We start from the raw sequence: 15,402 nt of genomic DNA, 5'->3' as shown, positions 1-15,402 counted from the left end.
ATTTAAGTTACAAAATAACCCGCAACATCCGATCATGACCAGCCATATCTTGACGCAAGGTCACATGTGCTGTCGGCAATGCTTTGGTAAAGAGCTGTTGAATCGCAGCCCCTTGATGATACCCAAATTCTAAATACAATCGGCCATGTGGCGTCAAATGGCTAGCCACTTGCTGGGCCAACTGTTCATAAATCGCCAAGCCCGCATGTTCGGCAAATAAAGCCTGGTGTGGCTCGTAGTTCAAGACACTCGCGTCCATCACCGCTTTTTCGTCAGTCGCAATGTAGGGCGGATTGCTGACGATTACATCAAAATTCTGACTTCCCAATTGTGCAAACAAATCACTTGCCACAAAAGAGACCGCTAATTTTAGTCGCGCCGCGTTTTCGCGGGCAACACTTAAAGCCGCCGCGGAAATGTCGCTCGCCGTCAGTTGCCAAGTCGGTCGCTCATGCTTCAAGGATAACGCAATGGCCCCCGACCCCGTGCCAATATCGAGCACCGTGGCAGTTGGTGTCGTGACAAGATCAGTTAAAACCCAATCCACGAGTTCTTCAGTCTCCACGCGAGGAATCAACACTGCCGGGGTCACTTTAAACGTTAACCCATAAAATGGCGCCGTTCCCAAGACATACTGGGCTGGCTCACCAGCAACCACGCGCTGGGTTGCGACTTGAAATTTGGCCCATAGTTCAAGCGGCACGAGGTCGCGATAATGGACTAATAATTGTGTCTGGTCGAACTGGCTCAACCCCAATAATAAAAAGCGGCCCGCGTCGGTCGGTAATTTGGCTGCTTTTAGACAAAAAGAAGCCCATTGCTGGGCTTCAAAAAACGTTGGTTGCTGTGGCAAATTAGTCATTGGCCAATTGCTCGATTTTCTTGGTTTGATCCGCCAAAACTAAGGCATCGATGATTTCATCTAATTCCCCGTTCATAATGCGGTCCAACTTGTTCAAAGTTAACCCGATTCGATGATCGGTGACCCGGTTTTGTGGATAGTTGTAAGTCCGAATCCGTTCCGAACGGTCCCCGGTCCCAACGGCCGACTTCCGTTCAGCATCATATTGGTTTTGTTCCCGTGATTGATAATAATCGTAAACCCGCGCCCGCAAAATTTCCATGGCTTTTGCCCGATTCTGTTGTTGTGACCGTTGATCCTGCATAGAAACCACGATACCAGTTGGCAAGTGGGTCATCCGTACGGCAGAAGACGTCTTGTTAATATGCTGACCACCGGCACCAGATGACCGGAACACATCGACCCGAATATCTTTTTGTTCCAACTTGATATCCACATCTTTAGCTTCGGGCATGATTCCAACAGTCGCCGTTGACGTGTGCACTCGACCAGCTGATTCAGTCACTGGGACCCGTTGAACACGGTGAGCACCACTTTCATATTTCAGTTTAGAATACACTTTATTCCCAGAAATAATTAAAACGATTTCTTTAAAGCCACCAACTTCGGTTTCATTACGGTCGGCAACTTCCACGCTCCAGCCTTGGCGTTCGGCGTACTTGGAATACATGTTAAATAAGTCAGCCGCAAATAAACTCGCTTCGTCACCACCAGCAGCCCCGTGAATTTCCATAATGATATTTTTATCATCGTTAGGATCTTTGGGGAGCATCAATAAGGTGATTTCATGTTCAAGTTCATCTTTTTGCGCGTTCAAGCTCTTCAAGTCTTCCTTGACCATGGTGTTCATGTCATCGTCAAGCTTTTCACGTAACAACTCATCGTTTTCGGCGATTTGGCTCGTCACGTCTTTATATTGGTTATACTTTTCAACCGTTTCACGAATGCTACCCATTTCTTTGGACAGCTTCATGAAACGATCAGAATCCGCAATGACTTCTGGATCACTTAGCAGTTCGCCAAGTTCTTCATAACGGTCAGCCACGGCTTGTAGTTTATCAAAAAATTTATCCATACTTGGTTAATTCCTCACTTCGTTAATTTCGGCGGATAGAAATAGTGACGACGGCAAACGGGATAGTAAGTTTCATTGCCCCCAATTTGCACTTGCTCGCCTTCATAAGCGGGTTGCCCATCTTGAAAACGTAAGTTCATGATGGCTTTTTTACGACAGAACCAGCAAATCGTCTTCATTTCTTCAATCTTATCCGCATACAGCAACAGGTATTTACTACCTTCAAATAAGTCGTTCCGAAAATCATTTTTCAGACCAAACGTCATCACTGGAATGTTTAGATCATCCACAATGTGCGCCAATTCCAAAACATGATGTTTCTTCAAAAATTGGGCTTCATCAATTAAAACACAGGCCGCGTCCGGATTCGTCTTTTTAACGACGTCATAAATGTCCGTCTCGTTAAAGACAGGCATCGCTTCACGCTTCAAGCCAATCCGACTCGTCACATAACCGACACCATCACGATTGTCTAATCCGCTCGTCATGATGATCACGGATTTATTTTGTTCTTCATAGTTGTGAGCAACTTTCAAAATTTCAATCGTTTTCCCACTATTCATTGCGCCATATCGAAAAAATAATTGTGCCAAAGTCTCGGTCCCCTTTTCAAACCCATATTCTTTTTAATTATAGCCGATTTAAACGTTAATTTCAGCAACCAACCGCGAAAAATGGTTAATGATTTCATAAATGCCGGTCAGTAACGGGATAATCGCTTTTCTTTTATTACTGTTCAGTATAAAATACTTGAGAGAACGGCTTTATAAGTCCGCTTTAGTCATATAGTTAGGGGTTCATCAAATTATGTCAATCAAAAGTACCGTGGCAACTTGGACTGGGAAGTCCGCTTATTGGTTCTTACACACCTTTCGAGGCGGTGGGAGTTCCCTTCCCGGCAAGCTTGCCCTAAAACTTGATCCAGCCATTTTAAAGCAATTGGCTAAAAATTACGACGTGATCGTCATTACCGGGACTAATGGTAAAACGTTAACGACAGCCCTCACGGTTAAAGTCTTGCGCGAACAATACCCTGACATTTTAACCAATCCGAGTGGTTCTAATATGAAACAAGGCATCGTCACGACTTTTTTGACGGCGCCTAAATCACATCAGAAGCCCTTGGCCGTCTTAGAAGTCGATGAAGCCAACGTCATCATGGTCACCAAATATATTACGCCAAAAGCGTTTGTTTTCACCAATATTTTCCGTGATCAAATGGATCGTTATGGCGAAATTTATACGACTTATCAAAAAATCTTGGATGGCATCGCCTTAGCACCAGAAGCGACGATCATCGCAAATGGTGATTTGCCACTTTTTAATTCAAAAACATTACCGAATTCCATTTTATATTATGGTTTCGATTACCAACCAGACAATGAGACTCAAGCCCCAGCCAACACTGATGGCTTGCTATGCCCACGTTGTCAGCATATTTTACACTATCACAGCCGTACTTACAGCAATATGGGCAAGTATTACTGCCCCCATTGTGGGTTTGAACGGCCACAACTCACTTATAACTTAAATGCCCTGACCAAAATGACCCCGACGTCCTCCGACTTTGAAGTCAATGGTCAAGCCATGCATTTAAATATTGGTGGCCAATATAATATTTATAATGCGTTAGCCGCGTTTGCAGTCGGCCGCTTCATGAACGTGAAACCGGCAAAGATCGCCCATGCACTCAGCGAAAATGATGAACAAGTTTTCGGTCGGCAAGAAATTTTCCATGTTGGTGATAAAGACGTCACCTTGATCTTGGTCAAAAATCCAGTTGGCTTGAACCAAGTCCTCCAAATGATCAGTACCGATGACCGGCCGTTTTCGTTCGCAGCATTACTGAACGCGAACTACGCTGACGGGATCGATACGAGTTGGATCTGGGATGGGGATTTCGAGAAATTGCCAAAATTAAACGTCCCCGCATATATTAGTGGCGGCGAACGCTATCGCGATATCACATTCCGTTTGAAAGTCGCCGGCGTGCCGACCGACCAATTAACGATCGTACCAGATTTAACGAACATGACCGCTGAAATTCAAAAATTGCCAACCGAACAAGTTTACGTGGTCGCTACTTATACCGCGATGTTGCAATTGCGTAAACAACTTGCTAGCCAAGGCATTATTGATGGAGGAATGGCTTAACATGACTTATACTTTAAACGCCGCCCACTTGTACGGCGACTTGATGAACACATATGGCGATATTGGTAACATTTTAGCGATGGGCTATTATGCTAAAGCGGTCGATGCTACGATTATGACCGACTTAATTAGTTTGGATGACCCCTTTGAGCCGGATAAGTATGACTTTGTCTTATTTGGTGGCGGTCAAGATTACGAGCAAACCATTGTGTCGAAAGATTTACAGACTAAAAAAGCGCCATTAACCGCCTATATCGAAAATGGTGGCCCATTTCTGGCCATCTGCGGCGGTTTCCAAATGCTCGGCCATTATTACATCGGCGCTAAAGGTGAAAAAATTCCCGGAATCGGTGCTCTTGACCACTACACCCTGAGTCAGGATAACAACCGCTTTATTGGCAATATTACGATCAAAAATGCTGAAACCGGTCAAACTTACTACGGCTTTGAAAACCATAATGGGACCACTTTCCTTGGTGAAGGTGAACGCCCACTTGGCAATGTCATCCAAGGCCACGGCAATAACGGCAAAGATCAAACGGAAGGCGTAATCTATAAGAATACGTTTGGGTCCTACTTCCATGGTCCAATTCTAGCCAGAAACGAAGCCTTAGCCAAACGCATCCTTAAATTAGCGCTCCAACGGAAATACCCTGACGCTGATTTTAGCGCGTTAGATGAACTACACGAAGACCTCACGAAAAATGTGGTCATCAAACCTTAATCAATGAGTCTGGCATAAAAAACCAGACTCTTTTTTTGTTATTCCTAATATTTATAGTCGAAACGTGGAACAATTAATACACCCCTTTAACCCATAATAAAAATTTATAGCCTTTTTGTAAGTGGTTTCCTTATCCTGATAGTATCAGTTAATCAACAAAAAAAGAATGATAATCGTTAATGTCGATTATCATTCTTTTTTATAGTTTAAAGGGGTTAACTTTCTAAGCTTGATCCCCAGGTTCAGAGGCAATAATTTGTAAATCGCCCTTTAAAGTCCATTGCTTAACATCGAATGGCAAGATAAAGTGGATACCTTTCTTCAAAGGATAGTCCTGACCATCAACGGTAATACTTCCTTGACCGTCTAAAACTGAGACCAAGGTGTATGGGGCTTTGCCACGGTTAAATGTGGCTTGACCATCTGTTAACCGCCATTGCCAAACACCGAAGAATGGTGATTCGACGTATTTTGTGACCGTGGCGTCGCCAACTTGGGTCTTAGTAATATCCAGCTTAGGATCTTCATGCGGCACAATCGTTGTATCAATCGATTGTTGTAAATGAAGTTCACGCTTTTGACCAGTTGTCTTATCAACACGATCCCAATCGTACAACCGATAAGTCGTATCAGAACTTTGTTGTGTTTCTAAGACCATGATTCCTTTACCAACGGCATGAATCGTCCCTGATGGTACATAGAGGAAGTCACCAGGTTTAACTGGCACCCGCCGGAATAATTTATCCCATTCGCCATTATGAATCCATTCGGCTAATTGCGCCTTCGTTTTAGCATAATGACCATAGATCATCGTGGCACCAGGTTCAGCCGCAATCACATACCAGCATTCAGTCTTGCCGAGTTCGTGTTCATGTTCCGCCGCGTAGGCATCATCAGGATGGACTTGAACAGATAAATCTTCACTAGCGTCCAGAATCTTCGTCAATAATGGGAAAACGTCCCCCTTGGCATTGCCAAAGACATCCCGATGTTCCGCCCAAACTTTATCCAAGGTCATGCCCTTGTAAGGGCCATTTTCGACCGTTGCTGGGCCATGTGGGTGGGCCGAAATTGCCCAGCATTCACCAGTATGGTCGCTAGGAATATCATAGCCGAAATCGGTTTTTAATTTGGAACCGCCCCAAATTTTTTCGTGGAACACTGGTTCTAAGAAATAAGGTTCACTCATTATGCACACGCTCCATTTACTCAATTTATAGTTAAATTTTAGCATAAATGAAAGCGGTTGTGAAACCGAAACTAACGATTTGTAACCGCATCCGCGACCCAAGCCGCAATCAAGCGCCGCCGCGCCGGTAAAAAGCTGGCATTATGGGCCACTGGATGAACACGATTTGATAAGAAAATTAAAGCGGCCTGACTTTCACGGTCAAGCATCACTAACGTGCCCGTATACCCCGTGTGAAAAATAATCGGTTCGTGGTCTGCCCCTGCATGCCACAGATTCCAGCCAAAGCTTCGCCGTAAACGCTGATTGGGCGTCCAATCACGGTACAGGCTTGCAATCGTCGCTGGTGCTAAAACGGTTGGCTGAACCACTTGCCCCAACATGAACCTCGAAAACTGAACTAAATCGTCGACACTGGCAAATAAGCCAGCTGAACCACAATGTTCACCTAAGATACGGCCTTTGGGATCATGAACAATTCCTTGCAATAAGCCAGCTTGCGCCGAATAAGTTGTCGGGACCGCTTGCGCCACAACGGGATTAAACGTCGCATCTGGTAAGCCTAGTGGCCGAAGTACTCGCTCAGTGACCGCGGCTTGAATCGATTGTCCAACTAACTTCTCAATAATCATCCCGGTCAAAATCAAACCCAAATCTGTATAAACGACGCGATGATTGAGATTGGCCGCACTAATCGGTAATTTTTGAATCGCCGCTAATAGCTCTGCTGCGGGTAAAGCGTTTCGATTTTGAATATAACCACTAATCCCACTCGTGTGCGTCATCAAGTTGAGAACAGTCACCTGTCGATTGGAAAATTCCGGTAAATAGTCATGCACTGGCCGATTAATATCCAACGCCCCACTTTGCATCAACTGTAACGCCACCGTGGTCGTTCCAACGACCTTCGTCACCGATGCCAAATCATAGACTGCATGCGGCCACAGCGGCTTCACTTCTGGCTGTAGCTGGGCCACGCCAACTTGTGCCTGTTCCAACTGGTCACCACGCATCACGGCATAGCTGGCACCTGGGATAATTTTTTGATCAACTAACCGCTGAATTTCTGTTTTAGTCCGTTCGAAAAGCATTGCTTTAACTCATTTCTCTCTCTAATTTAGTCATAATACCTAGCTTACTTGCCTTTAGTTAATCAAATTATAACCTAGTCAGTCCTGATTGGCTCAACTTGATACTAATTATTAAAGTTGCTTAGTTTAACCATAAAAAAATCTCCTCAAGCTTCAGTGTCATCCAACACTAAATGCTAAGGAGATCTTCATAAGTCGTTATTAATCTAAATCTACTTTTTGAATCCAACCTTCAGGGGCTTCACGGTCACCAAATTGAATCCCAGTTAATTCATCGTATAGCTTCTTCGTAACTGGGCCAACTTCAGTTTCGCTATAAAAGACGTGTAACTTACCGTTGTGTTCAAGTCCGCCAATTGGTGAAATAACGGCAGCCGTCCCACAGGCACCAGCTTCAGCAAAACGGTCTAAGTCGTCGATATAAACGTCGCCTTGTTCCGTTTCCATACCAAATTTGTGTTCGGCTAAGTAAAGTAACGAGTACTTCGTCACTGATGGCAAAATCGATGGTGACTTTGGCGTCACAAACTTGTTATCTTTAGTAATCCCGAAGAAGTTAGCTGAGCCGACTTCTTCAATCTTCTTGTGTTCGACTGGATCAAGATAAACACAGTCAGAATAACCATTCGCATGTGCTTCTTGACCTGGGAATAAGCTGGCTGCATAGTTCCCACCAACTTTATAAGCCCCGGTCCCTTTATGGGCAGCGCGGTCGTAATTAGAAGTTGTAAAGTTTGTTGGTGTCATACCGCCTTTAAAGTAACTCCCAACGGGCATCGCAAAGACAGTGAAAATGTATTCTTGCGCTGGATGGACACCGATATTACCACCGACCCCAATCATGAGTGGTCGGAGGTAAAGCGTTGCGCCAGTCCCATATGGGGGCACATAATCCTGATTAGCTTTAACGACTTGTTTAACCGCATCGACAAACATGTCGGTTGGCACTTGGGGCATTAATAACCGTTCACAACTCGTTTGCATCCGCGCCGCATTACGGTCTGGCCGGAATAATTGGACACTACCATCTTTTGTCCGATAAGCTTTTAAGCCTTCAAAATCTTGTTGACCATAATGTAACGCAGTCGAGCCTTCACTAATATGTAAGGTTGCATCACCGGTTAATTCATGTTTCACCCATTCGCCATCTTTATAATACGCGCGATAACGATACGGGAGGTTCCGATAGCTGAACCCTAAGTTGTTCCAATCTAGTTGTACGTCTGCCATTTCAGTCAACTTCCTTTATATGTAATTTACTCCAAATAATTAATTAATTGGAATTTAATTAAAAGATTAATAGTTTATGAGAGCTTTGTCAAGTCGTTTTCTGAAACATTTTTCATGAAAACCGATTATTTTTGGTATAATAGACACAAAATTCAACAAAGGACTGGTTCGTCGTGGCAATTAATTCTGATTCAATTTATAATGTGCTCTTTTACATCGTCCATCACCCGGCTGAAATCACCTTTACCACGCCAAGCTATACGAACGTGGTACGGATGGCGATTCCTGATCAAATCAAAGTCGCGAATCCTGAAATCTATTTTCCAGATGACAAACTCCTTGTAAACCGTTTCGAAGATGAGTTTGTGGCCAAAAATGGTAGTCTTTTAGACTTTTTCTTCGACTATACCGAAAAGAAAGTTCCGAATTATCACGAAGTTTGGGTCTCGACCGCTCACCTTTCCAGTAAACAATTGTATTTCTTAGAACTCTCATTTGAATAGCCAAAAGCACCCGCAGCCAGTCAATTGGTTGCGGGTGCTTTTTAAATTAATCCTACTTGGTCATAAAGATATATAAGTCTGAACTAGAAACCCCAATGGTAAAGCGCACACCCTTCGAAACGATTGGATCGATCGTCGTGGTGCTACTCTTGTTACTCTTGGTTTCCTTGCTAAACTTCTTCATCACTTGCTTGGCATTGGCGCCAGCCGTACTGCTTAGCAATGCAAAAGACGTTCCGAAGTTCTTTTGACGCGTCTTATTCTTGAACGCCTTCGTTGGCACGATCATCGCCGTCCCCATCACATCACCCGATTGGACGTTCATCCGAATCTTGTAATCTTTAGTGGTGACAACGTTAGTCACGCCTTGAGGGGCCTTCGTTGGTAAGAGTTCGTCTTTGACTTTGGCTTTAGCGGTCTTCATCGCGGCCGCAACCGTCTTTTGAGTGGCTTGTAAGCTAGCTGCTTGCGTCTGTAGCTTTGCGGCCGACGCTTGTTGTGCTTGCAACGTGGCAGCTCCGGTAGCAGCCTGGGCGCCACCCGCGGCCATTTGGGCTTTCGCTTTAGTGACAGCCGTTTGGATCGCCGCTTGTTCTTTCTTCAAAGCAGCCCCTTGTGCTTGCAACTTTTGGGCATCTTTTTGTTGTGATTTGGTCAGCTTCGACCCAATCAAGGCTTGGTTATATGCCGTTGATAAGGTTTTGTACGATGCTAACCGCTTGGCACTTTTGACATAAACCGTCTTTTTAGCGCTACCGGCCGTTAACTTGACCGTTTGGCGGGTTGTCTTAGTTGGGACTTGAATGATGAACGTATTATTATGCACTTTGGCCGTCTTAGACTTTTGACCATCTAAACGATAGCTGACCGTCTTTTGATTACTGTGACCCTTAACACTAGCCACTAAGCCGCTGCGTGTATACGTTGATTTCGTTGTCGTTAAACTATCTTGACCACAGCCAGCTAAAACGACTGCGAGCAAGCCAGCTGTAACGGCAACGACTGCTGTTTTTCGAAACACTTGACACCCCTCCTTTAATCTAAGCTAATATTGCCGGTAAATTGACTGTTATACAAATCAGCGTAGAAGCCGTTTTGCGCCATCAAGTCATCATGAGTCCCAGTTTCAACCACCGAACCATGATTCATGACGATAATATTATCAGCGCCTTGAATCGTCGAGAGCCGATGAGCAACCACGAAACTCGTCCGATTCTTCAATAAGCGTTCCATGGCGTGTTGAATATGCACTTCAGTCCGCGTATCGACAGAACTCGTGGCTTCATCCAAAATCAAGATTTCAGGATCAGCAACGAAAGCCCGGGCAATTGTTAATAATTGCCGTTGACCTTGTGAAATATTCGACGCTTCTTCGTTCAGAATTGTTTGGTAACCTTCTGGTAATTTGCGCACAAACTCATCCACGTGGGCCGCTTTCGCTGCGGCGTAAATTTCATCATCCGTGGCATCTTCACGCCCATACTTCAAGTTATCAAAAATCGTCCCGGTAAATAACCACGTATCTTGCAAAACCATGGCAAAGTGTGAACGCAAGTCTTCGCGTGGCATATCACGCGTATCCACACCATTTAACCGAATTGACCCACCTTTGATATCGTAGAAACGTTCCAACAAGTTAATGATGGTCGTCTTCCCGGCCCCAGTTGGCCCAACGATTGCGACTTGTTGACCACGCTTAACATCTAAGTTGTAATCTTTCATTAAGAGCGCATCATCAGAATAGCCGAATTGGACATGTTCTAAACTAATTAAGTTATCGGTGTCCGTTTCCGCTGGCAAGTCTGACTTCGTGTCAGTCATTTCTTTTTCATCTAAGACGTCAAAGACCCGTTCCGCTGAAGCAATGGTCGATTGAATCGTGTTCATCAAGTTCGCAAGTTGCGAAATTGGTTGTGAGAACTGTTGTGTATATTGCAAGAAAGCCTGAATGTCCCCTAAAGTGACATTCCCATGCGCCACGTCAATCCCACCAATGATGGCAACAAAGACATAACCAATATTATTCAAGAACATCATCAATGGCATGATGATCCCAGAAATAAATTGTGCTTTCCAGGCTGATTGATAATAATTGTCGTTTTGTTCTTCAAAATCATCAATGGCATCTTGTTCCTTATTGAAACTCTTGATGACCACATGACCGGCATAGTTTTCTTCGACTTGGTTGTTTAACAAGCCTAAACTCTTTTGTTGCACACTAAAGAATTTTTGTGACTTGGGCGCAATCACACCAACAACGATCAGGCTCAATGGAATCGTGACCAACGCAATCAAAGTTAACTTCCAACTAATCGAAAGCATCATCCACAACGTCCCGATAAACGTGACGGTACTTGTGACCAATTGCGTTAAGTTTTGTTGCAACGTGTTGGCGATGTTATCCATATCGTTGACGGCCCGACTCATAATATCCCCGTTTGAATGGGTATCATAATATGAAATTGGGACATTTTGCATCTTACCTTTGAAGGAACGCCGTAACTTGTAAACCGTTCCTTGGGAAATCCGCGTCATAATGTACTGTTGAATAAAGTTAAACAGCGCTGAAGCCACGTACATTAAAATAACAACGAGGATAATTTCACCAATCTTGTCAAAGTTGATTGGATAACCGGATTGACTAATACCAGCTTTTTGCTGGGCAGCGCCTTTCATAATACCTTTATAGATTTCAGTTGTGGCTTGCCCTAAAATCTTAGGCGTCCGAATCTGGAAGACCACGGATGCAATCGCGAAAATCATGACGACCGCTAAGCCGACCCAACGATCGGACATATACTTGATTAAGCGCCAAGTAGTTTTCCAAAAACTCTTGGGTTTTTCAACGAGGCCGCGACCACCGGGACCATGCCCTGGGCCAGCTGGACGAGGTGTATTAACCGACGAAGATTTCTTTTCACTCATTACAGTTGATCCTCCTCTCGTAATTGTGATTTCATAATTTCTTGATAAACTTCATTATTCGCTTTCAATTCTGCATGGGTCCCTTTACCAACTAACTTCCCATTATCTAACACGAGAATCAAGTCAGCATCAGCGACTGTGGCAATTCGTTGCGCTACGATAACGACGACCCCTTGTTGAACTTGGGCATCTTGACGCAATTCAGCCCGTAACTGAGCATCGGTCTTAAAGTCCAACGCTGAGAACGAGTCATCAAAGACATAGACGGAGGCTTTTTTGACCAAGGCTCGCGCAATCGCTAAACGTTGCCGTTGCCCACCGGAGAAGTTACCCCCACCTTGTTCAACGTGCGCATCTAAGCCGCCTTCTTCTTTGACAAAATCAGTCGAACGCGCAATTTCTAGTGCGTGCCAAATTTCATCATCGGTCGCATTATCGTTACCGAACTTCATATTGTCACGAATCGTCCCAGTAAATAGGGTCGCGGTTTGTGGCACAAATGAAATCGCACGATGTAAGTCAGCCGTCTTTAAATTCCGAATATCTTGTCCATCAAGTTTGACTTGACCAGACTCAATATCATAGAAACGAGGCATCAAATTAACTAGCGTCGTTTTCCCAGAACCGGTCCCACCAATGATAGCCACAGTCTGACCAGAATGCGCACTAAAGTCAATATCAGATAAGGCTAATTGTTCAGCACTCTGATAACGATAGTCAACATGTTCGAAATCGAGACTGTGTGCCGTCGTCGCTGGTAAACTGACTGGCTTTTCTGGATCATTAATTTTAGTTTTAATATCTAAGACTTCTTGAATCCGTGAGGCTGAGGCTGCCGCCCGTGGAATCAAAGCAAAGACCATTGCCAGCAACATGAAACTCATTAAAACTTGCATGGCATAAGTCATAAACGCAATCATGTTCCCAACTTGCATCGTTTGGCTACTGATCAATTGACCCCCAAACCAAACAATGGCCACGTTAGTGCCACTCATGATCAACGTCATAATTGGAAAGGCTAATGCCACGATCGTATTAACCTTGATCGCATTTTTCGTAAAATCTTGGTTCGCATCTTCGAAACGATCTTGCTCAAATTTATCTTGTCGGAAGGCCCGAATAACCCGCACACCCGTCAAGCCTTCCCGGAAAACTAAGTTAATCCGGTCAGTTTTAGTTTGCATCGCTCGGAACAATGGAATGGCAAAGGCCATCACGATCCCAATAAAAATCAATAGCACTGGAATCGACACGACGAAAATCCAAGTTAGTTCATGACTTTTAGTGTAAGCTAAAAAGCTTGCCCCAACCAACATGATTGGCGCCATGATCATCATCCGTAACGCCATCATCGCAACGTTTTGAATCTGGACCACGTCGTTAGTCGTCCGCGTGATTAATGAAGAGGTTTCGACCTTATCGAATTCATCATTCGAAAAATTAATAACCTTCTTATAAATATCCGAACGTAAATTCTTACCTAATTTTTGTGACGACCGCGCGGCTAGGAAAACATTCCCAAAAGCGGCAACAACGGACAGTAAGGAGAATCCAATCATTTCAAAACCGATTTTCCAAATATAACTAATATCACCCTTGGCGACCCCATTATTAACAATATTGGAGGTCAAACTAGGTAGATTCAAGTTGGCAATTACTTGAACAATCATAAATAAGATTGCGCCAATAACCGCCGCATACGAGATCCGCCCTTTCGCTATTTTAAGCATCAACACGCTCCCCTTCACTAATATAATTATGCTACTGATAGTGCAATTATCTAATTTATCTAAAAATTAGTGTTTTGTCAACCATCTTTACAAGTCTCACGCAAACTATTGTAACGCAACTGTGCCCGTTTGACAGCTAAAAAGTGTTAAAAATATCAGCTAATCACGGCGTAGTGCTAAATGATCATTTTTGCAGACTGCTATTATTGTGCCTATTGCCGGCGCCAAGACACTTGAATCAATTATTGACCGATTACAACGATCATTTACTTCATTATAGTGGACCCTTTTCATGGACTCGATCAAAACGACACGTCAAAAAAGCCGAGTCTCATAATCGGTGACTCGGCTTTAACTTGATTTTATTAATTTAAACTGGCTTTGTGATGACAATCAAAATCACTGGTCTTAGCTCTTAGCCAACTGTGCGATAACCGACTTGGGGACTGTTTGGCTACTGACAGCTTCCCAACTATTCACATTTTGACCTTTCGTGACAATCTTCAGATATTTGTTTAACTTTAAGCGTTTATCAGCATTAAAGGTCAACCAGCGCGTCGATTCCTGAGCATCGTAAGTTTTAATACGATACGTATAAACATCCTCGCCAACCCCACCTTTACCCTTTTTAATGGCCGTATTAGTGACGCCATAAACGGTGCTCGTTTTCACCAAGGGATTCACATTGTCCATGGCCATCGACAATTCAGAGCCACTATCTTTGGTCATGGCACCAGAACCGAATAAGGCCCCAACCCCGAGTCCAATCATCACTAATAACCCGATCATCACTTTTTTCATGCTTGTATTCCCCCTGCAAGACTTTATTATTTAATTACAAAGTTTATCGTACCAAGCAGTTTTATACTTGCATAGTGGGGCTAAGTCATTCTTAACGTTATTAATATATTGATAATAAAGCCAATAGAATCTTAAATCATAGACCAATTTTGTTAATTAACCTAAATAACAGTTAAATTCACCCTAGAAAAGCTGTTTAATCACACTTAATGCTTTAGACTTACCAGTAATTGAAAACTTTGGAGGAATCAAGCATGTTTCTTAGGGGATTTAAGCACTTGATTAGGTTTAGCTTACTCACATTACTTATTGCTGGTCTAAGCGGTTGTCGGGGACAATCAACTGCCAAAAACGTCACGTCTACATCACAGTCACAATCAAAAACTGTGAAATCACTCAAAAAAGCGAAAAAATCACCGTACGCGGGCTGGCATCACGTGAAAACCGTGAAATTGCCGATTTTGATGTATCACAGCATTTCCAGTGGGAACGCTTTAAAAGTCCCAGCGTCGGAATTTAAAGCCCAGATGACCTATTTGAAACAACAACATTACCGAACATTGACCACGACGCAAGCAGTCTATGCCCTGTCACACCACCGCCTGCCACAAGCCAAAGTTGTCTGGGTAACGCTCGATGACAGCTATACCGATAATAAAACCGCGGCTTGGCCGATTTTAAAAGCCAATCATCAGCATGCGACGATCAACTTCATTACCGGCTTCGCAACGCATCACAATCATTTAACTTTAGCGGATGCCCGCCAAATGAAAGCTTCCGGTGCCATTGATTTTCAAAGTCACACTGTGCGCCACTTGGATCTGAACGAACTCACTGATCAACAACAACTAACCGAACTGACCAATTCTAAGCGCTGGCTTGATCAACACTTGCACCAAAATACTGCAGTCATCTGTTATCCAGCAGGACGGGCAAATCAGGCAACCATCAAAGCAGCCAAACAAGCTGGCTATCAGTACGCGCTGTCGACGGCGCCTGGAATCGCAACGAGTCAAGAGCCAGCCTACAACTTGACGCGCCAACGGGTCACACCCGGCATGTCGTTAGCCACATTTGCGACGTTACTGCACTAAAAAAGTTCTACTAATGACTGATAT

Annotated in this window: 14 protein-coding genes; 4 read left to right on the top strand and 10 right to left on the bottom strand. The window is 43.9% G+C overall.

Translation table 11 applies throughout. The features are described 5' to 3' along the window. Positions 1 to 7 precede the first annotated feature (7 nt). From prmC to FFM70_RS04145, 3 genes are read right to left on the bottom strand one after another with little or no spacing between them, the layout of a single operon-like run. The gene (prmC, locus tag FFM70_RS04155; protein ID WP_137615587.1) at positions 8 to 862 is read right to left on the bottom strand and encodes a peptide chain release factor N(5)-glutamine methyltransferase; all 855 of its coding nucleotides are present in this window, start codon (positions 860 to 862) and stop codon (positions 8 to 10) included. Then, entirely contained in the window at positions 855 to 1,937 is a 1,083-nt protein-coding gene (gene prfA / locus FFM70_RS04150; RefSeq protein ID WP_137615586.1) for a peptide chain release factor 1, read from the bottom strand. Before prfA ends, prmC begins: the two co-directional genes overlap by 8 nt. A gap of 14 nt (positions 1,938 to 1,951) precedes the next feature. After that, entirely contained in the window at positions 1,952 to 2,530 is a 579-nt protein-coding gene (locus tag FFM70_RS04145) for a thymidine kinase (RefSeq protein ID WP_137615585.1), read from the bottom strand. Positions 2,531 to 2,744: 214 nt separating this feature from the next. Between FFM70_RS04145 and FFM70_RS04140 the strand changes: the two genes are divergently transcribed. Both FFM70_RS04140 and FFM70_RS04135 read left to right on the top strand, forming a co-directional pair. Beyond that, complete coding sequence (locus tag FFM70_RS04140; RefSeq protein WP_137615584.1) at positions 2,745 to 4,091, top strand: Mur ligase family protein; 1,347 nt, start codon at positions 2,745 to 2,747, stop codon at positions 4,089 to 4,091. A 1-nt stretch (position 4,092) separates the two neighbouring features. Continuing rightward, positions 4,093 to 4,815, top strand: a complete 723-nt coding sequence (locus tag FFM70_RS04135; protein WP_137615583.1) for a type 1 glutamine amidotransferase — start codon at positions 4,093 to 4,095, stop codon at positions 4,813 to 4,815. A 223-nt stretch (positions 4,816 to 5,038) separates the two neighbouring features. On the opposite strand, the gene manA is transcribed toward FFM70_RS04135, so the two are convergent. The 3 genes from manA to FFM70_RS04120 all read right to left on the bottom strand — a co-directional run bounded on the left by manA (position 5,039) and on the right by FFM70_RS04120 (position 8,325). Continuing rightward, a complete protein-coding gene (gene manA / locus FFM70_RS04130) occupies positions 5,039 to 6,004 on the bottom strand; it encodes a mannose-6-phosphate isomerase, class I (protein ID WP_137615582.1) in 966 nt (321 codons plus the stop codon). Positions 6,005 to 6,075: 71 nt separating this feature from the next. Then, complete coding sequence (locus FFM70_RS04125) at positions 6,076 to 7,095, bottom strand: serine hydrolase domain-containing protein (protein ID WP_137615581.1); 1,020 nt, start codon at positions 7,093 to 7,095, stop codon at positions 6,076 to 6,078. 201 nt (positions 7,096 to 7,296) lie between these two features. Continuing rightward, positions 7,297 to 8,325 carry a branched-chain amino acid aminotransferase gene (locus tag FFM70_RS04120; protein WP_137615580.1) on the bottom strand — a complete coding sequence of 343 codons (1,029 nt, stop codon included), beginning with the start codon at positions 8,323 to 8,325 and terminating at the stop codon, positions 7,297 to 7,299. Positions 8,326 to 8,498: 173 nt separating this feature from the next. Between FFM70_RS04120 and FFM70_RS04115 the strand changes: the two genes are divergently transcribed. Further along, positions 8,499 to 8,828 carry a hypothetical protein gene (locus tag FFM70_RS04115; RefSeq protein ID WP_137615579.1) on the top strand — a complete coding sequence of 110 codons (330 nt, stop codon included), beginning with the start codon at positions 8,499 to 8,501 and terminating at the stop codon, positions 8,826 to 8,828. Positions 8,829 to 8,880: 52 nt separating this feature from the next. Here the strand turns inward: FFM70_RS04115 and FFM70_RS04110 are convergent, their stop codons facing one another. The 4 genes from FFM70_RS04110 to FFM70_RS04095 all read right to left on the bottom strand — a co-directional run bounded on the left by FFM70_RS04110 (position 8,881) and on the right by FFM70_RS04095 (position 14,284). Further along, positions 8,881 to 9,849, bottom strand: coding sequence for a hypothetical protein (locus tag FFM70_RS04110; RefSeq protein WP_137615578.1), 969 nt, complete (start codon positions 9,847 to 9,849; stop codon positions 8,881 to 8,883). A gap of 14 nt (positions 9,850 to 9,863) precedes the next feature. Continuing rightward, on the bottom strand, positions 9,864 to 11,753 hold the full coding sequence (locus tag FFM70_RS04105; protein ID WP_137615577.1) for an ABC transporter ATP-binding protein: 1,890 nt from the start codon (positions 11,751 to 11,753) through the stop codon (positions 9,864 to 9,866). After that, entirely contained in the window at positions 11,753 to 13,483 is a 1,731-nt protein-coding gene (locus FFM70_RS04100) for an ABC transporter ATP-binding protein (protein ID WP_137615576.1), read from the bottom strand. Before FFM70_RS04100 ends, FFM70_RS04105 begins: the two co-directional genes overlap by 1 nt. A gap of 408 nt (positions 13,484 to 13,891) precedes the next feature. Further along, complete coding sequence (locus FFM70_RS04095) at positions 13,892 to 14,284, bottom strand: YxeA family protein (protein WP_137615575.1); 393 nt, start codon at positions 14,282 to 14,284, stop codon at positions 13,892 to 13,894. A gap of 437 nt (positions 14,285 to 14,721) precedes the next feature. On the opposite strand from FFM70_RS04095, the gene FFM70_RS04090 reads away from it, so the two are divergent. Beyond that, positions 14,722 to 15,378 (top strand): polysaccharide deacetylase family protein, encoded by a 657-nt coding sequence (locus FFM70_RS04090; RefSeq protein ID WP_379856034.1) that lies wholly within the window; start codon positions 14,722 to 14,724, stop codon positions 15,376 to 15,378. Positions 15,379 to 15,402 lie beyond the last annotated feature (24 nt).

It is taken from the genome of Lactiplantibacillus nangangensis (genome assembly GCF_005405065.1).
GTDB classification, from domain to species: Bacteria; Bacillota; Bacilli; order Lactobacillales; family Lactobacillaceae; genus Lactiplantibacillus; species Lactiplantibacillus nangangensis.
Note: the sequence above shows the minus strand (reverse complement) of the source record. Positions and strands in the feature narration are given on the sequence as shown.